This is a genomic window from Novosphingobium sp. PhB55 (genome assembly GCF_004368805.1).
Classification (GTDB): Bacteria; Pseudomonadota; Alphaproteobacteria; order Sphingomonadales; family Sphingomonadaceae; genus Novosphingobium.
Genome location: NZ_SODQ01000005.1, coordinates 324,932 through 342,804 on the forward strand (window position 1 = coordinate 324,932; position 17,873 = coordinate 342,804).

General features: G+C 67.8%; 19 protein-coding genes and 1 tRNA gene. 5 read left to right on the plus strand and 15 right to left on the minus strand.

The window, feature by feature from the left end:
* Positions 1-36: 36 nt before the first annotated feature.
* Complete coding sequence (locus EDF57_RS25510; RefSeq protein ID WP_166675279.1) at positions 37-210, plus strand: hypothetical protein; 174 nt, start codon at positions 37-39, stop codon at positions 208-210.
* A 297-nt stretch (positions 211-507) separates the two neighbouring features.
* Here EDF57_RS25510 and EDF57_RS25515 read toward each other — a convergent pair whose 3' ends face one another.
* The 11 genes from EDF57_RS25515 to EDF57_RS14250 all read right to left on the minus strand — a co-directional run bounded on the left by EDF57_RS25515 (position 508) and on the right by EDF57_RS14250 (position 11,009).
* Positions 508-1,320 carry a hypothetical protein gene (locus EDF57_RS25515; protein ID WP_208324872.1) on the minus strand — a complete coding sequence of 271 codons (813 nt, stop codon included), beginning with the start codon at positions 1,318-1,320 and terminating at the stop codon, positions 508-510.
* Entirely contained in the window at positions 1,317-2,444 is a 1,128-nt protein-coding gene (gene ispG / locus EDF57_RS14205) for a flavodoxin-dependent (E)-4-hydroxy-3-methylbut-2-enyl-diphosphate synthase (protein WP_132264510.1), read from the minus strand. Before ispG ends, EDF57_RS25515 begins: the two co-directional genes overlap by 4 nt.
* 129 nt (positions 2,445-2,573) lie before the next feature.
* The gene (locus tag EDF57_RS14210; protein WP_134094757.1) at positions 2,574-3,086 is read right to left on the minus strand and encodes a GNAT family N-acetyltransferase; all 513 of its coding nucleotides are present in this window, start codon (positions 3,084-3,086) and stop codon (positions 2,574-2,576) included.
* The gene (locus EDF57_RS14215) at positions 3,083-3,553 is read right to left on the minus strand and encodes a GNAT family N-acetyltransferase (protein WP_132264507.1); all 471 of its coding nucleotides are present in this window, start codon (positions 3,551-3,553) and stop codon (positions 3,083-3,085) included. The genes EDF57_RS14210 and EDF57_RS14215 overlap by 4 nt, the downstream gene beginning before the upstream one ends.
* The gene (locus EDF57_RS14220) at positions 3,550-4,506 is read right to left on the minus strand and encodes an RDD family protein (RefSeq protein ID WP_134094758.1); all 957 of its coding nucleotides are present in this window, start codon (positions 4,504-4,506) and stop codon (positions 3,550-3,552) included. Before EDF57_RS14220 ends, EDF57_RS14215 begins: the two co-directional genes overlap by 4 nt.
* Positions 4,503-5,579, minus strand: a complete 1,077-nt coding sequence (locus EDF57_RS14225; RefSeq protein ID WP_134094759.1) for a stage II sporulation protein M — start codon at positions 5,577-5,579, stop codon at positions 4,503-4,505. Before EDF57_RS14225 ends, EDF57_RS14220 begins: the two co-directional genes overlap by 4 nt.
* Complete coding sequence (locus EDF57_RS14230; RefSeq protein WP_134094760.1) at positions 5,576-6,907, minus strand: DUF58 domain-containing protein; 1,332 nt, start codon at positions 6,905-6,907, stop codon at positions 5,576-5,578. Before EDF57_RS14230 ends, EDF57_RS14225 begins: the two co-directional genes overlap by 4 nt.
* A gap of 18 nt (positions 6,908-6,925) precedes the next feature.
* Positions 6,926-7,939, minus strand: a complete 1,014-nt coding sequence (locus EDF57_RS14235) for a MoxR family ATPase (RefSeq protein ID WP_134094761.1) — start codon at positions 7,937-7,939, stop codon at positions 6,926-6,928.
* Positions 7,936-9,285 (minus strand): DUF4350 domain-containing protein, encoded by a 1,350-nt coding sequence (locus tag EDF57_RS14240; RefSeq protein WP_243841067.1) that lies wholly within the window; start codon positions 9,283-9,285, stop codon positions 7,936-7,938. Before EDF57_RS14240 ends, EDF57_RS14235 begins: the two co-directional genes overlap by 4 nt.
* The gene (locus EDF57_RS14245) at positions 9,282-9,941 is read right to left on the minus strand and encodes a hypothetical protein (protein WP_243841068.1); all 660 of its coding nucleotides are present in this window, start codon (positions 9,939-9,941) and stop codon (positions 9,282-9,284) included. Before EDF57_RS14245 ends, EDF57_RS14240 begins: the two co-directional genes overlap by 4 nt.
* 159 nt (positions 9,942-10,100) lie before the next feature.
* On the minus strand, positions 10,101-11,009 hold the full coding sequence (locus EDF57_RS14250) for a prephenate dehydratase (protein WP_132264498.1): 909 nt from the start codon (positions 11,007-11,009) through the stop codon (positions 10,101-10,103).
* A 130-nt stretch (positions 11,010-11,139) separates the two neighbouring features.
* On the opposite strand from EDF57_RS14250, the gene EDF57_RS14255 reads away from it, so the two are divergent.
* A complete protein-coding gene (locus tag EDF57_RS14255) occupies positions 11,140-11,769 on the plus strand; it encodes a cytochrome c family protein (RefSeq protein WP_134094762.1) in 630 nt (209 codons plus the stop codon).
* A gap of 260 nt (positions 11,770-12,029) precedes the next feature.
* On the opposite strand, the gene EDF57_RS14260 is transcribed toward EDF57_RS14255, so the two are convergent.
* The 3 genes from EDF57_RS14260 to EDF57_RS14270 are packed head-to-tail and all read right to left on the minus strand — an operon-like array spanning position 12,030 to position 14,694.
* The gene (locus EDF57_RS14260) at positions 12,030-12,581 is read right to left on the minus strand and encodes an alpha/beta hydrolase (protein WP_134094763.1); all 552 of its coding nucleotides are present in this window, start codon (positions 12,579-12,581) and stop codon (positions 12,030-12,032) included.
* Positions 12,578-13,255 (minus strand): RlmE family RNA methyltransferase, encoded by a 678-nt coding sequence (locus EDF57_RS14265; protein ID WP_132264492.1) that lies wholly within the window; start codon positions 13,253-13,255, stop codon positions 12,578-12,580. Before EDF57_RS14265 ends, EDF57_RS14260 begins: the two co-directional genes overlap by 4 nt.
* Positions 13,252-14,694, minus strand: a complete 1,443-nt coding sequence (locus EDF57_RS14270) for a Ppx/GppA phosphatase family protein (RefSeq protein ID WP_132264490.1) — start codon at positions 14,692-14,694, stop codon at positions 13,252-13,254. Before EDF57_RS14270 ends, EDF57_RS14265 begins: the two co-directional genes overlap by 4 nt.
* Before the next feature lie 148 nt (positions 14,695-14,842).
* Here EDF57_RS14270 and EDF57_RS14275 point away from each other — a divergent pair.
* Together EDF57_RS14275 and EDF57_RS14280 are read left to right on the plus strand one after the other, a co-directional pair.
* A tRNA-Gln gene (locus tag EDF57_RS14275) sits at positions 14,843-14,916 on the plus strand.
* A 348-nt stretch (positions 14,917-15,264) separates the two neighbouring features.
* Positions 15,265-15,537 (plus strand): histidine kinase, encoded by a 273-nt coding sequence (locus EDF57_RS14280; RefSeq protein ID WP_132264488.1) that lies wholly within the window; start codon positions 15,265-15,267, stop codon positions 15,535-15,537.
* A gap of 15 nt (positions 15,538-15,552) precedes the next feature.
* Here the strand turns inward: EDF57_RS14280 and hemN are convergent, their stop codons facing one another.
* The gene (gene hemN, locus EDF57_RS14285) at positions 15,553-16,866 is read right to left on the minus strand and encodes an oxygen-independent coproporphyrinogen III oxidase (RefSeq protein WP_134094898.1); all 1,314 of its coding nucleotides are present in this window, start codon (positions 16,864-16,866) and stop codon (positions 15,553-15,555) included.
* A 188-nt stretch (positions 16,867-17,054) separates the two neighbouring features.
* On the opposite strand from hemN, the gene EDF57_RS14290 reads away from it, so the two are divergent.
* A complete protein-coding gene (locus EDF57_RS14290; protein ID WP_134094764.1) occupies positions 17,055-17,765 on the plus strand; it encodes an OmpW family outer membrane protein in 711 nt (236 codons plus the stop codon).
* Positions 17,766-17,873: the final 108 nt, after the last annotated feature.

Sequence of the window (17,873 nt, forward strand, 5' to 3'; positions counted from 1 at the left end):
GCTTCGATAGGCGGCTTACCGCGCTCGACGGGCGACATGGCTCGCGGGCGCCTTTCCGGGCATAGCGACCGCACCCCCGCTCTCTCGCAAGGCTGGTTCCGGATGGGCAACCCTGAGTCCAAGATCGTACCTGCCGCGATGGCTTCGGTCATCGCCATGGCTGCGCTCGCAGTCTGGTCCAGCCTTGCGGGATTCAGCGCCTTCGCCTGACGCCCATTCCTGCAGATCGGCATTTCAAGTGACGCCGGCTTCCGATCGCGGAGAGGTAGAGCCGTTTTCGATCCGATTACGCCAGATCCACGGCGCTCGTTTCTGATCCATCGCGTTTTCCGAATCGTCAGGGGCTGTCACGGTGCGCAAGGCGCTGCAACGATCGCTGCTAACTTCCGCTTTTAGCCCGCCTTTAGCCGCGGGCTCTCAACTGCGCCCCTATGGCCTCGTGACTGACCTCATGCGGAAGCCGCCACGCGACTCATGCTGGATTGGCCAAAGCCCGGACTCGGCTTGTCAGCCCGCTCTCTGCCAGAAGGTATAGCCCCGGTGCAGGCCCGTACCGGCCACTGCCGCCATGAGTCCGACGACGAGGGCATCCCAGGCCATCAGCGCCCAGACGAGCGCCTGGGGCTGCCCCAGGACAACCATATGGTCCCAGCGGTGCAGCGGCTGCAGGATGGCCAGCGCGGGGGCGATGTAGATCAGCATCCGCAGCGCCTTGCCCCAGCCGCGCCGATAGGCATCGGCCAGCCCGGCCTCGCGGTCGCCCAGCAATCCGCCGACCATGAGGACGAGGCCCGGCATGCTGGCGATCGTCGCGAGGATCGAGATGGCGAAGGCCGCCGCTGGCATCCGGAAGTCGATCAGGCCCGGCAGCGTGAAGACAACCTGGACCAGAAATCCGGTCACGACCTGCTTCCAGCCGATCCCGGCCAGGCTCAGGCTGCGCAGGCCCGCCTCTCGGTTGGCCCAGAAGCGCGCCGCCAGCAGCATGGCGAAGACCAGTCCCGCGACTTTGACCGAACCCAGCGAGAGTCGCGCCGGGTCCGAGCCCAGGGCGGCGAAGGCATCGCGGCTGGCGAACATGCCGAGGCGGATCTCGACGACATGCTGGGCGAATTCCGGGATGGCGGCGAGCGCGGGGATTACCGGCGCCAGTTTCCACAAGACGAGGCTGTCTCGCAGCGAGGCGAAGAAGCCGCGGGCCTCCGCGCGGAGCCGCGCCATCGGCGCCCCCGCCCCCGCTTCCATCGCCGCAGGCGCTTGCGCCGCCCTCCGCGCGGACGCGCGCAGGGCTTTCGCCTTCGGCGCTCTGTCCGGATTCATTCCGCGGCTTGCGCCTGCGCCTCGTTCGCGGCTTCGATTTCGGCCGCCTTGGCTTCGACCAGCTTGACGATGTGGTCCAGCATGTCTTCGGACTGCACGACGTGGTCGGTCACGCCGGACAAGTAGACCATGTGCTTGCCATTGCCGCCGCCGGTGAGGCCGATATCGGTTTCGCGCGCTTCACCGGGGCCATTGACCACGCAGCCGAGCACCGAGAGCGAGAGCGGCGTCTTGATGTGCTGCAGCCGGTCCTCCAGCGCTTCCACCGTGCGGATTACGTCGAAGCCCTGGCGGGCGCAGGACGGGCAGGACACCACGCGAACGCCGCGCGTGCGCAGGCCGAGCGCCTTGAGCATCTCGAAGCCCACGCGCACTTCCTCTTCCGGCTCGGCCGAAAGCGAGACGCGCAAGGTGTCGCCGATGCCCGACCAGAGCAGCATGCCCATGCCGATCGAGGATTTCACGGTGCCGCCGATGAGGCCGCCCGCTTCGGTGATGCCCAGGTGCAGCGGGCAGTCCACCGCATCCGCCAGGCCCTGGTAAGCCGCGACGGCCAGGAATACGTCGCTGGCCTTCACCGCCACCTTGTATTCGTGGAAATCGTGGTCCTGGAGCAGCTTGATATGGTCGAGCGCGGATTCGACGAGCGCTTCGGGGCAAGGCTCTCCGTACTTTTCCAATAAGTCCTTTTCGAGGCTGCCCGCGTTCACGCCGATGCGGATCGCACAGCCGTTGGCCTTTGCCGCGCGCACGACTTCGGCCACGCGGTCGTCAGAGCCGATATTGCCGGGATTGATGCGCAGGCAGGCAGCGCCGGCGTCGGCGGCCTCAAGCGCACGCTTGTAGTGGAAATGGATGTCCGCGATCAGCGGGACGTTCGCGGCGCGCACGATTTCCTTCATTGCCGCCGTGCTCTCCACGTCGGGACAGGAAACGCGGATGAGGTCCGCCCCGGCTTCCTCGCAGCGACGGATCTGGTCGATCGTCGCCTTGGCGTCGGAAGTCAGAGTGTTGGTCATGGTCTGCACCGTGATCGGGGCATCGCCGCCGACGGGAACATTACCGACCATGATCTGGCGGCTCTTGCGGCGCTCGATATCGCGCCAGGGACGTACGGAAGACATGCGCCCCCCTATAGGCCTTTGCAGTGACGGTTTGAAGCACCATTGCGCAGGGGTCCGCAATCCCCTTTCGGGTGGCCGATCGAGCGGTACCGGAGAGGCGCGTTCACGGCGCCCTTCCGGCGCCGCCGGTCACAGCATTCGGGCGTAGAGGAATTCCTCGTCGCGCTGTTCGCCGACCATGAAATGGATGTCGGCCACTTTGCCGAAGCCGTAGCGGGCATAGAACTTCTGCGCGCCGTCATTGCCGCTCCATACCGAAAGCTGCATTTCCCCGGCGCCATGCTCGCGCCCGATCTCCAGCGCGCGGTCCATCAGCGCAGCACCGATGCCGCGCCCGGTCGTTTCCGGATCGGTGTAGAGTTGCTTGAGTTCCACCACCCGCTCGTGCCGCGCATGTTCGGGCCAGCCGCAGGCCATGACGAGCTTGCAAAAGCCCAGCAGCGCGCCGTCCTCTTCGGCCAGCAGCACGCGCATGGCCGGTTCCGCGATCTCCTTGGCCACTTTCGCCTCGCTGTGCGAATCGGCCAGGAAATCCTCCAGATCCTGGGGCGTGTACATATGGCCGAACTTCGCGACGAAACTGCGGGCGCCGAGTTCGGCCAGGGCCGCGGCATCGGCGGGGTTGGCGGGGCGAAGATTCATGTCAGTTCCCGAGTCATGCACATGGAGAAGGGATCGTGCTCATAGCTGCCGAAAGGCGGGCATTCCGTGAAACCGTGCGCGCGATAGAGCGCATGGGCGGCGTGGAACGGCTCCGGCCGCCCGGTTTCCAGGCTGACGCGGTGATAACCCCGCGTGCGCGCTTCCTCGATCAGGCGCAGGAGAATGGCCTTGCCCACGCCCCGCCCCCGATAGTCCGGCGCCGCGCGCATCGATTTCAGTTCGCCGTGGCCCTCGTCCAGACGCTTGATCGCCCCGCACCCGGCCAGGCGCTCGCCATCCCAGGCCGAAAAGAAAGTGACATCGGGCTGGCGCAGGCGGGCGGCCGGCATGGCGTGGACACTCTCCGGCGGCGACCACTGGTGCATTTCGTCGAGATGGAACTGCAGGAGATCGAGTACGTCACGGCCCGTCAGGTCATCTTCCACGATCGTCAGATGAAGCGTCATTCCTGGCTCCCGGAAAACTTGTCTGCCTTGCGGCGGCCCATGCGCATGCCTGCTTCCAGGCGGGCACGCAACTGGGTGTAGTAGTCTTCCAGGAAGGCCCGCTCGTCGTTCCAGCCGTCGTTGCGGTCGATCTTGCGGGCGATGGTTTCGTAGACGCTTTCGAGCGATTGCGCGCGGTCGTCGCGCAGGACGCGTTCCAGCGCCTGCAGCTCGTATTCGCCGTAGACCGCCAGTTCGGCTTCCTCGAAGCGATAGGTGCGCCGCGCCGGCGCCGCGCCGGCATCGAGGGCCACCTCGTCCTCATGCCTGGCCGCCGGCGTGCGCGCGAGGGACATCGCCGCCTCCAGCTTCTGGCGTGGCCGCTCCAGCACCCAGGTGCCCGCGATCATGTCGCCGGCCCGCAGGGCGTCGCGGTTGAACAAGGGCATGAGCAGGAAGATCGCCAGCCAGCCGGTGGCCGTCAGCCAACCCATGCCGCTTTGCGCCCCCGCCTGCAGGATGAAGACGATCGGCAGGAACAGCTCGATGTCGCGCAGGAGGTTGCGGGCGATCACCATGTCCGCCGTCAGCCGCCCGCCGTCGCGGGCGGCGATGCGGATGCCGGCGATACGCTTGCCCGGCGTGGCGCCGCGCGGTCCCAGTTCGAAGAACAGGAAATAGGCGTTGCGGAACAGGAACATCGCCACCAGCCAGACGATGACGAGGAACTGCAGGGCATGGCCCAGCGCATTCTTCTGTTCGAGATTGCGATCGATCCCGGTCAACCCGCCGGCGATTTCGATGAGCCCCCAGGTCGTGAGGCCCATGAGCACCAGGATCACCAGGAAATCGAGCATCAGCGCGCCCACGCGCGATCCCCGGCTGGCCACCGTCACCGGGACCGAGATGCCTTCCGGCGTCACCAACACGCGGTCGCGCGAGGTGCGCCGGTAGCGGGTCGGCACCACGCTCATGCCGCGCGCACTTTGCCGCGGTTGCCCCGGAAGGCGAAGAAATAGGCGCACCAGGCCGCCAGCATGAAGCCGCCGATAGCGAATCGTCCGAAAGTCTGGTCGACGAGCTGGCGCGCAAAGCCTTCGAGCAGCGCGGCGACAATCAGCATGAGCACGACCCCGGTCATGACCAGCGCCGCGCGCCGCCCGGCTTCCGCCGTCGCCTGAAGCAGCGGCCGGTTGCCGGGAAAGGCGAGCGAGCGGCCGATGTGCAGCCCGGCCGCGCCCGCCAGCATGATGGCGAAGAGTTCCGTCGTACCGTGGACGGCGAGCCATCCGGCGAAATCGGTCAGCAGCCCGGCCCCATGGTAGAGCCAGAGCATCGCCCCCAGCATGGCCATGTTGTGCACCAGCAGCAGGAGCGAGGGGATGCCGAACGCGAAGCCCAGCGCGAAGGCCAGGATCGAGACCTGCGAATTGTTGCTGAACAGCTGGGTGGCGAACAGGCTCATGCCGTTGCGGCCGCTATCGCCGAACAGCGTGTGGCGCAGGGCTTCGCGGGTCGCCCCGGGTACGCGGCCGCCCGCCATGTCGCCGCCGACAAGGGCATGGTACCAGTCCACGTCGTGCGCCACGAGCAGCCAGCCCACCGCGGTTCCGGCCACCATCACCGCCAGCGCCACCAGGATGTCCAGCCAGATCGCCCGCACCGCCGCGCTCCAACCGCCGCCCAGGAAGCCGCGCAGCCAGTCCCACAGCGAACTGCGCGGGCCGTAGACGACGAACCAGGCGCGCTGCACCAGCGCTTCGAGATAAGCCAGCGTCGCGGCATCGAGCGAGGTTTCCCGCGCGATCGACAAGCTGGAGGCCACGGTGCGGTAGAGCCCCGGAAGGGCCAGCAGGTCTTCATCCGACAGGCGGCGGAGGCGGCCCTTCTCCATGCTGGTGACGATCGCTTCCAGCCGCTGCCAGTCGGCCTCGCGCTCGAGGCGGAAGCGGTCGGAGCGCAGCGCCGCGCTCTCGATGGCGGAGACGGAATCGGGAAGCCCGGCATCGGAGCGCCCCGTACCTGAAAGCAGAGTGGCGGCGTTCATCCGATCGCTCCCGATCGCTTGATTTCGAGATAGGCATCGATCAGCCGGGTGCCGATCGTGTGATAAGGCGCTTCCACCACGTCCACGCCCAGCTGCTGCAGCCGCCGGGTGACCAGCGCGCGCTGGCGCAGCAGAGTATCCGCGGAAACCGCCATGGACAGCGTTTCGAGGTCGTCCGGCGCCGCGCCCGAGATCGCCTCCAGCTCGTCGTCGGCCATGGTGACGAACAGCACGACATGGCGCGAGACGAGCCGACCGATCGATTCGATCATGAGCTGGGCGCTGGTGGGGTCGGTGAAGTCGGAGAACACCACGATCAGCGAACGGCGCTGCAGGCGCGCGGCCAGGGTGGCCAGCGCCAGCGTGAAATTCGGCTCTTCGGAGCGATATTCCAGCCCCGCCGCCGCGCGTTGCAGCCGGTGAAAGTCGCGCGATGCGGTGACGAAAGGCGTCGCCACTTCGGGCCGCGCGGCGAAGCCGAACAGCGAGACGCGGTCGCCGCCCTTGAGCGCCACGTAGCTGGTGGCGAGCGCGGCGGAAACCGCGCGGTCGAGCCGGGGCATGCCCTGGATCGGCTCGCACATCGTCTGTCCGCAATCGAAGGCGAAGACGATCTGGTTGTTCCGCTCGGTCTCGTATTCCTTGGCGTAGAGGTGGACGTGCCGCGCCGAGCTTTTCCAGTCGATCCGGCGGCGGTCCATGCCCGGCTCGTATTCGGCCAGCGATTCGAACTGGGTGCCCTCGCCCCGGATGCGGCGGGCGATCAGGCCATATTGCGCATCCTTGAGGAAGGTCTGCAGCGCCGGGGAGCGCACGGCGGCAATGTTCGGCCAGACGCGCACTTCCCGGCCGAGTTCACCGCGGAACTGCCGTGCGCCCAGCCCCATAGGCCCGGTCCAGCGCAGCCAGGTCCGCGCGATCCGGCCGGTGCCGCGGCGCGAGGGGCGGAAGGCGAGCGTGCCGCGCCAGCCTTCCTCGCCCCGGTTCGCCAGAGTGAGGCAGGCCCGTCCCCCGGGGACGAGGCGTGGATCGCATTCCAGGGCGAGTTCGACCCGCGAGGCCCGCGCAGCGGAAAGATCCAGCGCGGCGGTCAGTTCGGCCGGCTCTCCCACTTCGACATCGGCCGGTACCGCGATCCGCAAGTCACCCAGGCGCCCCGCCAGAAGCGCGTCGATCGCGATCAACGCCAGCACCGCCAGCCCGAACACCGGCGCCACGACCCAGGCTTCGGGCCGCGTCGCGCCGATCACCAACGCCACCGGCGCGGCCAGCGCCAGTAGCCCGGCCGCACGCGCGGTGGGCACCATGGGAGCGGAGCGCAGGCTCATCGGATCAGAACCGCAGGATCACCGGGGCGCCTCGGTCTGCTCGACCAGCTGGGCGACCAGCGCCTCCACCTGCTTGCCCTCGATCTCGGCGGCGGGGCTGAGCAGCAGGCGGTGGCGCAGGACCGAGCCGGCGAGCGCCTTGACATCGTCGGGCACCACGTAGTCGCGCCCGTCCAGCGCGGCGCGGGCGCGCGCGGCGCCGGCCAGCAGCACGGCCGCGCGCGGGCTGGCGCCGCTCGCAAGGTCCGGGCTCTCCCGCGTGGCGCGCACCAGGCGGACGATATAGTCGGTCACGCTCTCGGCCAGGGTCACTTGCGAAACCGTGCGGGACGCCGCCTCGATCACCGCGTGATTGGCAATGGCTTCCACCCCGCAGGCGGCCGGGCTGGGCGCGCCGCGATTCTCGCCGAAGCGGGCTACGATGCGCAGCTCTTCCTCGAAGCTGGGGTAATCGACGCTCACCTTGAACAGGAACCGGTCGAGCTGCGCCTCGGGCAGCGGATAGACGCCCTGGCTCTCGATCGGGTTCTGCGTGGCCACCACCATGAACTGCTCCGGCAGGGCGTGGGCGGTGCCATCCAGCGTGACGCGGCGCTCCTGCATGGCTTCCAGCAGCGCGGCCTGGGTCTTGGGCGGCGTGCGGTTGATCTCGTCCGCCAGCAGCAGGTCGCAGAAGATCGGACCATGAGTCAGCGTGAACTGGCTGGTCTGGAAGTTGAACAGGTTCGAGCCCAGGATATCGCCCGGCATAAGGTCCGGCGTGAACTGGATGCGGCCGAAATCCAGGCCCAGGGTCGCGGCGAAGCACTGCGCCAGGAAAGTCTTGGCCGTGCCCGGAGGCCCTTCCAGCAGGACATGGCCGCGCGCCAGCAGGGCGATCAGCAGATGCTCCACCGTCGCGCTCTGGCCGACCACCGCCTTGCCGATCTGCTCGCGAATGCTTCCCGCAAGCGCGGCGACCCCGGCGAGATCGACCGCGAAATCGCCCCGAGCGAAATCGCCTTCGGCATTCGGGGAGTGGGCATCGGTCATCGAGTCAACATCCTTTCGAGCGCGTGAAGATCGCGCGCAGCCTTGACGAGATCGTGCGATTTGCGCGCATGGCGAAGGCGCGCGGAAATCGCGGAAAAGGGTTCGGCATCGGCCCTGCGCGAGGCAAGGGCGCGGTCGATCGCGGCGTCGGCCTGCTCCGGCGGGAGCGTGCGCGGCAGGGCGAGAGCACGGATCAACCGGTCGCGGGCATGGTCGGCGTAAGGTCCGCCGATCAGGTGCAGTCTATGCGAGCGGCGCACCAGTCCCGCAGAATTGGCCACCAGCGCGCGCTTGCCGAAAGCGATGGCCCGCTCTCCCGCCAGCGGCGGCCCGAAGCGCAGGAAAGCGCGCCATCCCAGCACCAGGGCGGCCAGCAGCAGGCAGAGCGTGGCGGCCAGGAATGGCGGGGTGAAAGCCAGGGTCAGCAGATTCTGCGCCCGCCCGAAACCGTTCATGGTGAGGTCGAACGTCACCGTGCCACGAGGCTCGACTTCGCTGGCCGCGACCAGCGCGTCCACCAACTGCGCGGCGCGGCGGTCGGCCATGCCCCAATTGTCGACGAGGTCGGGTTCGAACACCAGGACCAGGGGGTAGAGGTCCTCGTCCTCCGGGTCGCTGCTCATGCCTGTCAGCGCCGCGTCCTCGAGCGCGGGATAGCTGCCGCCGTCATCGATGAAGGCGGCGAGAACGCGCCCGTCCTGCTCCTCCACGACCGGCACCAGCGTATCGCCCTTGCCCGATTGCAGGGCCTTGCGGCTGGGCAGCGCGCCCTCCAGGCCGAAGCCGTGCCAGCGGGCCTTCGCGCCGTTGGCGTCGACCTCGCCCTGCACGACCGTCACGTCATCGAGGAAACCGCGCCATTCGAGCGGCCGCATGCCCTGGAGATTGACCCAGCCGGTCTTGGCCTTTTCCTGCTCGCGCCCAGGCTGCAAGGCCATCCACTTGGGCAGGATCACCAGCGTCGGCCCAATGTAGCGCCGCTTCGAGACGATCTTCTCGATGTCCTCGCCATCGGCCCCGGCAGGTGGAGTGAGCACCAGCAGGCCCGGCTTGTCGAGCGCGCCCACGTTGCGCGCGCGAACCACCGGGTGCCCGCGCTTTTCGATATAGCGCGCCATGGCGGCATAGCCGTTGAGGCCGCGCCCATCCGCGTGAGACTGGCCGTCGTTGGTGGAGCCGAAGCCGGTGCCGGTCCCGATCATCCACAGGAGCGAAAGGAACAGCGCCGATCCGATCAGCACCAGCGCCAGCACCGCCCAGCGTGAGAACGGGTTGGCGCCGACAGGAATACCGGCTTCCGCAGCAGGTCTCGGATCGGCGGGCGCTGTTGCTGCCATCTCGCTCATGCGCGCAGTTCCAGCCGGGCGAAGCGGGCATAAGCCTCCCGCGCGGCGGCCCAGTCGTCGGCGCCCAGTTCGCGCAGCGCGAAGCGGCTGCGCTCCACGCGGGCGGCGATCGTGGCGAACGCCTCGCGGCCACTGTCCGGGAGCGAGGACAATACCGAAATTTCCCGCGCAGTGCTGGCCGGATGCAGCCAGTCCGGCCGCGCCTGCCGGATCTGCCCCACGCTGCGGCGCAGGAGCAAGTGAGTGGCCTCGTCGAACCGGCCTTCCCCGGCAAGACGGTCCGCGTCCTCCAGCAGGGCCAGCGCCTCGGCCTCGGCCGGTACCCAGGCCTCGGGCGCTTCCTCGCGGCTGCGGGCGCGCCAGGCCTCGATGGCCGGGCCTGCCAGGCGCCAGAGGATGAACAGCGCCAGAAGCACCGCCAGCGCGATCAATATGTTGGAGAACACCGGCCAGGACATGCCCAGCAACCTTCCAAGCGGCGCGAAGATCGCCTCCAGCATGCGGCCGAGCGCCTGGAGCCATTCCGGGACCTGCCCCGGAGGATCGGGCTTGAAGGGCGGCAACGGCGCGTACTGGATATCGGCCGCGCCACGCACGGCTTCCCAGTCGCTCGCGGCGTCCCGGGCCGCACCCGCCATCTGACCCCTAGCAGCCATTACCCGCCGATGATTGGCATGGGCCGGGAGCAGGCGCAAGCCGTTGCGATGAAAGGATTGGATAGCGATCGAGGAGGGGTTGCGGCCGCCTGCCCGTCATGGACGGCACGGCGCGCGCCCGGCCAGGACGCGCGCCGTGCCGGACCGAACCAGGATCGCCTATCCGCGCGAGCGTGCCTGCTTGTAGGTGCCGAGCGGACGCACGTACTTGCAATGGAATGCAAGTTCCTGAAGCGCCATGTCGATGCGCGGCTCGCCGGGGGCGCCTTCGATGTCGGCGTAGAAGGTGGTGGCCGCGAAGCTGGCACCGATCTGGTAGCTCTCCAGCTTGGTCATGTTGACGCCATTGGTGGCAAAGCCGCCCAGCGCCTTGTAGAGCGCGGCGGGGATGTTCTTCACCTCGAAGATGAAAGTCGTCACCGCCTTCTCGCCCTTGAGCGCGAAGGGATCGAGCGGCTCACGCGAGAGGACGACGAAGCGCGTGGTGTTGTCCGCCGCGTCCTCGACATTCTCCTCGACGATCTTGAGGCCGTAGAGTTCCGCAGCCAGGTTCGGGGCGATGGCGCAAGCAGCGGTATCGCCCTGCTCGCGCACGAAGGCGGCGGCGCCGGCGGTATCGGCATAGGCCATCGGCACGATGCCCCGCTCGCGCAAGTAGTGGCGCGACTGGCCCAGCGCCTGCGGGTGGCTGTAGGCCCCCGAGAACGGCCCCATGGTGCCGTCCGCATTGGGCAGCGCCATCAGCGCATGCTCGATGCCCATGAAGTGCTCGCCCACGATCGACAGCCCGCTTTCCGGCAGCAGGAAATGGATGTCCGCCACGCGGCCGTGCTGCGAATTCTCGATCGGGATGATGGCCCGGTCGGCCCGGCCGTCCTTCACCGCATCCAGCGCATCCTCGAAGGAAAAGCACGGCAGCGGCAGACAGTCGGGATCGTGTTCCAACGCCGCTCGGTGCGAATTGCATCCGGGGGCGCCCTGGAAGGCCGCCGCGCGCGAGGGATCGGCCGCAGCGGCCTCGTTCATGCGGGCGACCAGGTCGAGAGCGGGTTCGGGATAGGAATGCATAGCGTCCGCGCGATTAAGCCGCAAAGGCGATGTCCGCAATGGCTCTTGCACTAACCTGCTGGCAACTCTAGAGCCTCAACCCAAAGAGGATGAGAAAAAACTCCACCCGTGGGGCAAGGGCAAACAAGAAATGGATGATCGTTTCAACACCATTGCCGGCTGGGCTTTGTTCGCCGGTATCGTCGGTCTTGGTCTGACCACCGTCAGCTCTCATTACTTCCGTGCAGACAAGCCGCATCGTCCCGAGACGATGGGTTACGCCATCGAAGGCGTGGAACAGGAAGGCGAAGCAGGCGCCGAAGCGCCGATCGCCACTCTTCTTGCCAGCGCGGACCCGGCCAAGGGACAAGCCACTTTCGCCAAGTGCCAGTCCTGCCACACGATCAACCAGGGCGGCACCAACGGCATCGGTCCCAATCTCTACGGCGTGGTCGGTGAAGGCATCGGCCAGGGCGTCGGCGGTTTCGCTTTCTCCGACGCGCTCAAGGGCGTTGGCGGCAAGTGGGACTTCGACAAGCTGAACGACTGGCTGAAAAGCCCGAAGGCTTTCGCACCCGGCACCAAGATGACGTTCGCCGGCCTGCCCAAGGGTGAGGATCGCGCCAACGTGATCGCCTACCTCAACGCCCAGGGTTCGAACCTGCCGCTTCCCGCCGCACCTGCGGCAGCGGCAGCAGCAGCACCGGCAGCCGGCGATGCGCCCGCCGCCGCCAGCAGCGAAGCCGCAGCCGCGCCCGCAGCCGCCGCGGCTGCCGAGTAACACCCCATTTCCGGTAGCGGTCCGGCCTGACTCTGTCGGGGCGGACTGCCCGGTCCAGGAATCCGGCCAGGCCGGCAGAAAACGGTCCCGCGGGCGCCACCGAGTCGCCTTGCGGGCCGTTTTCGTCAGGACGTAGAGGCGGCCTCGCCCCCGATCGCGAACCACTTCGCGAGCAGGTGGAATCACCTGATGACCCGGAAAAACGCGGCAAACCAGAAGCCTGGAGCAGTTGATCCGATGCATCCAGATCGGAAACTACTCTAGCCTTCGATCCTGCCCGTCAAACCATCTTCGAAGCGGCGGAGCTGTTCGCGGCCCCACGACCAGTCGCCCAGGCCACTTGCGGCATTAATGTGCCCCAGCGCCCCGGCCTCGACGAAGGACGCGCCCCATTGGCGGGCGCGCGCACGGGAATGGACGAGCGGACCATAGGGATCGTCCGAACTCGCCACGACCACCGCCGGAAACCGCAGGAAAAGCTCGGGCGGATTGCCGAAGCTCGCCGCCTCTTGCGGAAAATCCGGGCCTTGCGGATCCGGCATCGCCACCAGGAACGCGCCTCGCGCCGCCCGGTCGGACCGCGCGCTCCAATGCGCGACGAGCAGGCAGGACAGGCTGTGAGCGACGAGGATCGGCGCCTCGGAAAGCGCGGCCACGGCCGCGTCCAGCGCGGCGATCCACTGATCGAGCTGCGGCGCGTCCCAGCTGTCGGGCGCGAACCGCTGCATCTCCGGCTCGGCGGCTTCCCACCGCGATTGCCAGTGCTCCGGCCCTGAACCGCCAATGCCGGGCAGGACCAGATAGGCGCTCATTCGCCGCTGTCCGCCGGCCCCTTGAACCCCTTGGCGATCACGTACCACTCGGACGAACCCTTGCGGCTGGCCGGCGGCTTGGCGTGCTTCACGCTGGTGAAACGCCGCTTGAGAATGCCGAGCAGTTCGGTGTCCGTGCCGCCCGCGAAGACCTTGGCAACGAAAGTACCGCCGGGCGCGAGGTACTGGATCGCGAAATCGGCCGCCGTTTCGACCAGCCCCATGGTGCGCAAGTGGTCCGTCTGCTTGTGGCCGACGGTATTGGCCGCCATGTCCGAGAGAACGAGGTCCGGCGCGCCTTCCAGGGCCTGTTCCAGCGCCGCGGGGGCCTCGTCGGCCATGAAGTCCATCTCGAAGATGGTCACGCCCTCGATCGGGTCGGTGGGCAGCAGGTCGATGCCCACGACTTTGGCCTTGGGAGCCTTGAGACGCAGCACCTGGCTCCAGCCGCCCGGCGCGATGCCGAGGTCGACCGCGCGGGTCACGTTCTTGAACAGGTCGAATTTCTCGTCGAGTTCCAGCAGCTTGTAGGCGGCGCGGCTACGGTAGCCGTCGGCCTTGGCCTGCTTCACGTAAGGATCGTTGATCTGGCGGGTCAGCCAGCGCGCCGAACTGGTCGTGCGCTTCTTGCCAGTGCGAAGCCGCTCGTTGGGATCGCGTCCGGAACGGCTCATGGCCGGTTCTCCAATAGATGTGATGGCGCGGGGGCTACCGTGGGCCTGCCGCTGGAATGGGATGCGATGAGGCTGCGCAGGATGCCTTCGCGAATGCCGCGATCGGCCACGCCCAGCCGCGCCGCGGGCCAGAGGTCGAGAATCGATTCGAGGATCGCACAGCCGGCCACGACCAGGTCCGCACGCTCGCGCCCGATGCAGTTCACCTCGCGCCGCTCCTCGATCGACATCGAGGAGAGCCGGGAACTGATGTCGCGCATCGATTCGGCCGGAACGATCAATCCGTCCACCATGCGGCGGTCGTATTGCGGCAGTTCGAGGTGGAGGCTGGCCAGCGTCGTCACCGTGCCGCTGGTGCCCAGCAGGCGCAGCGGACCCGTTTCCGCCGCGCTGCCTCGCGCCGGGCCGACGCGCTTGGCAAAAGCAGAAAAGCTTTCCGAGACCAGCCCATGCATGTGGCGATAACGCGCGAGGCGTTCCTCCAGCGTCGTGCCTTCCGGCCCGCAGCTCTCGGTCAGCGAAACGACGCCCCAGGGCACCGATTGCCAGTCGAGGATACGCGGCACCGTGCCGGTGCTCTCGATCAGGACGAGTTCGGTCGATCCGCCGCCGATGTCGAAGATCATCGCCGGGCCGAAGCCTTCCTCCAGCAGCACATGGCAGCCGAGCACGGCCAGCCGCGCTTCCTCGCGCGCGCTGATGATGTCGAGCGCGATGCCGGTTTCCTCGCGCACGCGCTCGATGAATTCCGGGCCGTTCTCCGCGCGGCGGCAGGCCTCCGTCGCCACCGAGCGGGCGAGATAGACATTGCGGCGCATCAGCTTTTCGGCGCAGACCCGCAGTGCGGCCAGCGTCCGGTCCATCGCCGCCTCGGACAGACGGCCGGACTGCGCCAGGCCTTCTCCCAGCCGCACGACGCGGCTGAACGCATCGATCACCGTGAAATTCTCGCCCGATGGCCGGGCGATCAGGAGACGGCAATTGTTGGTGCCGAGGTCGATGGCGGCATAGGACTGCCGATAGGACGGGCGCGACGACGGCCCGTTCGCGCCCGGAAGCACGGGCGTGAAGCCGGCAGGCACGAAGCTGGCGGCCGGGAAGCCCGGTGCAACGGTCTTCGCTTCTGCCGGCACCGTCTTGGCGGCAACGGCTTCGCCCTGGGCGCGCGGTTTCTTGGAGGAACGCGCTGCGCCCTTGCGGGAGCCGCGCTTCCGGGCAGCCGCCCGGCGCGATTCCGGCTGGCGGGGCGACGCCTGCGAGCCGGATGTCTTCTCTTCGCGCGGCGCTCCGCCTGCCTCGGCGGCGCCGCCCGGAGGGCGCGCCTTCGCCTTGGCCGTGTCGGGTCCGGACGAGCGTGACTTGCCCTTCCTCGCCTTGCGCCGCCTTCCAGTGCGGCCCGACACATCGACTCTTGCTGCCGGCGGATCTTGCTCCGCCATGATATGTAATCTCGTTCGAATAAATCTTACCGCCGTGCGCGGCGGATACCTGGGGCGATGCTAACGCCCCCCGGGCCAAGGGGCAACCCTGACTGCAAAAAGGGTGCTTGACGCGAATCAGAAGCCCTACTAGAGGGGCGCCTCCCGATGCCCCGTCGTCTAATGGTAAGACTACGGATTCTGATTCCGTCTATCGAGGTTCGAATCCTCGCGGGGCATCCAATTCTCCCTAAATCGCTGAAATCCGCTTCTTCTTAGGGAAGCGCGTCTGGCATCGCCGGACGCTTTCGCATGCCCTGGCGGCATGCGAATCGTGCCCAATCCCGGCGGTTTTCCGGTTCATGTCTGGAGTTGGCGCCCGCCCGGAAAGAGGGGCGGCCCTTCGCGGGGAAGAGCCGCCCGAAGTCGGGGAGAAGCGGTTGCCACCGCCGGCAAGGTTCGACTTGGCGGTGTACGACCGGCACGGCCCATCTGCCAGCCCCCGCTCCGCACTGCATTGATCGTGGTCAATAGACCGATTCGCGCCTGCCCCGGCCTTCAATTGTTCGCCGATTCGCCGTCCTGCCGAAAATGGATGATCCGCATTTCAGGCCCACACCGATCCTGCGTGAACGCCGCCGTGGCCGCTGCGCCCATGTCACGCTGATGGATTCGCACGGCAGGCCGATCGACGTGATCGTGCGCAATGTCTCGTCACGAGGGTTGAGCGCGGCGGCGGCAGGCCAGCCGCCTGCCTGCAACGAAGTCGTGCGCGCGGCGATGGACGATGGCCGCGAACTGTGGGGCCTCGTGCGCTGGGTGGACGGCAATCTCTTCGGCGTGGAATTCGACATTCGCCCCTGAGGGAGCAAGGCGCCGTCAGACCGCCGAACTGAACCGTCGCAGCGAATCCTTGCGATAGGGATCGAAGCGCGCCGCGATCGAGCGGGCATAGGGCAGGCCCTGGGGCAGGATCACCAGATCCTCTCCGTCGCTGTCACAGAGCCCGGCATCGAAATAGGGCAGCAGCAGCGGCCAGGCCTTGCATTGCAGGTCGCGCGGGATCGGCGCCCTGCCCCGGCACAGCAGCGCCTCGATCACCGCGCCGCGCCGCCGGTCCTCACCCCTGCGGCGAATCCCGCGGTTGGCAGCGATGCGGTCCTGCGAGAGCATCATGCGATAGCGCCCGGTGTTCTTCTCGTTCTGGACCAGCAGCTCGGGAAAGCCGCTGATCGACGAAGCGCCCAGACCCAGCAACACCGGCGCCTTGTCCTCGGTGAAGCCCTGGAAGTTGCGGCGCAGGCTTCCCGATAGCGCCGCCTGCGCCAGCGCGTCTCCGGGCCGGGCGAAGTGATCGAAACCGATGGGCACATAACCGGCCTCGACCAGAACCGCATGGCCGCGCGCGGCCATGGCGAATCGCTGCTCCGCATCGGGCAGGGCATGGGCATCGATCTTGCGCTGGCGCGCGATCAGGTGCGGCACATGGGCATAGCCGAACAGCGCGATCCGGTCGGCCCCCAGCGCGGCGGTTCGCGCCAGTGAGTCTTCCAGATCGGCCATGGTCTGCCCGGGAAGCCCGTACATCAGGTCGAAGTTGAGCGAATCGATGCCTGCCGCGCGCAGCATCGCGGTCGTTTCCTCGATCATCCACGCCGGCTGGACCCGGCCTATGGCCTGCTGAAGGCCCGGCGCGAACGTCTGCACCCCCAGGCTGGCGCGCGTGATCCCCACCGCGCCGATCACGGCCGCCCATTCTCGGCCCATCGTGCGCGGGTCCAGCTCGATCGACAGGACCGGGCGCGATGCGGGGAACTGCAGCGTCAGCGCGTCCACCAACCGCACGAAGTCGACCGGGGGAATTCCGTTGGGACTGCCGCCACCAAAGGCGATGCGCGTGACCCGGGCGCCTTGGGGCAGGCGTTCGGCGACAAGGCCGATCTCGCGGTGGAGGGCATCGAGATAGCCGGAGACGCGATCGGTGCGGTTGGCGACGCTGGTGTTGCAGCCGCAGTACCAGCAGATCTTCTGGCAGAACGGGATATGGACATAGAGCGAGACCTCGCCGGTCACCGCCTCCAGCGCCTGCACGAAAGCCTCGGCACCGACGGTCTGGTCGAATTCGGCGGCGGTGGGGAAGCTGGTGTAGCGCGGCACGGGCACCGCAAGCAGTTCGGGGTGATAGGTCCACATGCGCAGACCCATCGCGCCTGGAGGCGGCCGCGTCATTGCGCTCGATCAACGGGCGGGAAACCGGCTCGATCTGCCGATTTTTGCGCGCGATCAATGTCCCCGCCGCGCGGGAGGACCAAAGCGGCCCTGCTGCCGCTCAAGAGGGGGACCCGCACGGTGCGGCCCCGGCGGCGCAGGAAAGACCCAAGATGCGCAAGATGACCATGCTCGCGGCCACTGCCCTGACGGCCGCCGCCGCCACCGCGATCGTCACCCCGGCCCAGGCCGGAAGCCCGGATGGCAAGTGGCAGGTCAAGGTTCTGGGCACTGCCGTGCTGCCCGACGGCCAGATCGACAAGATCAGGTCGATCGACACCGACACCGCGCTGGGCGGCACGCTCGCCGGGCTCGAAACCGTGGGCACCAAGGCGAACGACAACGTGGTGCCCACGCTGGCGGTGGAATATTTCTTCAGCAACGCCTTCTCGGTAGAGACGATCTGCTGCTTCACCCAGCACCACGTCAGCGGCACCGGCGACGTGGCGGGCGCCAGCCTGGTCGATCACGTTCTCATCCTGCCGGCCACGGTGACCGCCAAGGCGCATCTCGACACCGGAACGCCCTTCAAGCCCTATGTGGGCGCCGGCCCGGCCTGGTTCTTCGTGTTCGACGAGAAGCCGGGCGATACGGCGCGCGCGCTGGGCGTGGACAAAGTGAAGATGTCTAACAAGGTGGGCTTCGCGCTGCAGGGCGGCGTGGACATCGCCATCAACGACAAGGGGCTGGGCCTCTCGCTCGATGCCAAGAAGTACTGGGTGAAGCCCACCGCCTCGTTCTACGAGGATGGCGTGCTGGCGCTGAAGACGCGCCACGATCTCGATCCCTGGGTCCTGAGCGCAGGCGTGTCCTACCGCTTCTGAGAGACGGTCCGGTTCCGGCAGGCACTTCGGCCATAGCCGAATGCCCGCCGTCCCCGCGAAAGCCGGGGCGGCGGGCTCGCCTACATTACCGCCAGGAGATCGCGATCA

What these genes read in the sequence shown, in the direction of transcription:
- EDF57_RS25510 (WP_166675279.1), top strand. Translation starts at nt 37, where the DNA reads ATGGCTCGCGGGCGCCTTTCCGGGCATAGCGACCGCACCCCCGCTCTC.
- EDF57_RS25515 (WP_208324872.1), bottom strand. Translation starts at nt 1,320, where the DNA reads ATGAATCCGGACAGAGCGCCGAAGGCGAAAGCCCTGCGCGCGTCCGCG.
- ispG (WP_132264510.1), bottom strand. Translation starts at nt 2,444, where the DNA reads ATGTCTTCCGTACGTCCCTGGCGCGATATCGAGCGCCGCAAGAGCCGC.
- EDF57_RS14210 (WP_134094757.1), bottom strand. Translation starts at nt 3,086, where the DNA reads ATGAATCTTCGCCCCGCCAACCCCGCCGATGCCGCGGCCCTGGCCGAA.
- EDF57_RS14215 (WP_132264507.1), bottom strand. Translation starts at nt 3,553, where the DNA reads ATGACGCTTCATCTGACGATCGTGGAAGATGACCTGACGGGCCGTGAC.
- EDF57_RS14220 (WP_134094758.1), bottom strand. Translation starts at nt 4,506, where the DNA reads ATGAGCGTGGTGCCGACCCGCTACCGGCGCACCTCGCGCGACCGCGTG.
- EDF57_RS14225 (WP_134094759.1), bottom strand. Translation starts at nt 5,579, where the DNA reads ATGAACGCCGCCACTCTGCTTTCAGGTACGGGGCGCTCCGATGCCGGG.
- EDF57_RS14230 (WP_134094760.1), bottom strand. Translation starts at nt 6,907, where the DNA reads ATGAGCCTGCGCTCCGCTCCCATGGTGCCCACCGCGCGTGCGGCCGGG.
- EDF57_RS14235 (WP_134094761.1), bottom strand. Translation starts at nt 7,939, where the DNA reads ATGACCGATGCCCACTCCCCGAATGCCGAAGGCGATTTCGCTCGGGGC.
- EDF57_RS14240 (WP_243841067.1), bottom strand. Translation starts at nt 9,285, where the DNA reads ATGAGCGAGATGGCAGCAACAGCGCCCGCCGATCCGAGACCTGCTGCG.
- EDF57_RS14245 (WP_243841068.1), bottom strand. Translation starts at nt 9,941, where the DNA reads ATGGCTGCTAGGGGTCAGATGGCGGGTGCGGCCCGGGACGCCGCGAGC.
- EDF57_RS14250 (WP_132264498.1), bottom strand. Translation starts at nt 11,009, where the DNA reads ATGCATTCCTATCCCGAACCCGCTCTCGACCTGGTCGCCCGCATGAAC.
- EDF57_RS14255 (WP_134094762.1), top strand. Translation starts at nt 11,140, where the DNA reads ATGGATGATCGTTTCAACACCATTGCCGGCTGGGCTTTGTTCGCCGGT.
- EDF57_RS14260 (WP_134094763.1), bottom strand. Translation starts at nt 12,581, where the DNA reads ATGAGCGCCTATCTGGTCCTGCCCGGCATTGGCGGTTCAGGGCCGGAG.
- EDF57_RS14265 (WP_132264492.1), bottom strand. Translation starts at nt 13,255, where the DNA reads ATGAGCCGTTCCGGACGCGATCCCAACGAGCGGCTTCGCACTGGCAAG.
- EDF57_RS14270 (WP_132264490.1), bottom strand. Translation starts at nt 14,694, where the DNA reads ATGGCGGAGCAAGATCCGCCGGCAGCAAGAGTCGATGTGTCGGGCCGC.
- EDF57_RS14280 (WP_132264488.1), top strand. Translation starts at nt 15,265, where the DNA reads ATGGATGATCCGCATTTCAGGCCCACACCGATCCTGCGTGAACGCCGC.
- hemN (WP_134094898.1), bottom strand. Translation starts at nt 16,866, where the DNA reads ATGTGGACCTATCACCCCGAACTGCTTGCGGTGCCCGTGCCGCGCTAC.
- EDF57_RS14290 (WP_134094764.1), top strand. Translation starts at nt 17,055, where the DNA reads ATGCGCAAGATGACCATGCTCGCGGCCACTGCCCTGACGGCCGCCGCC.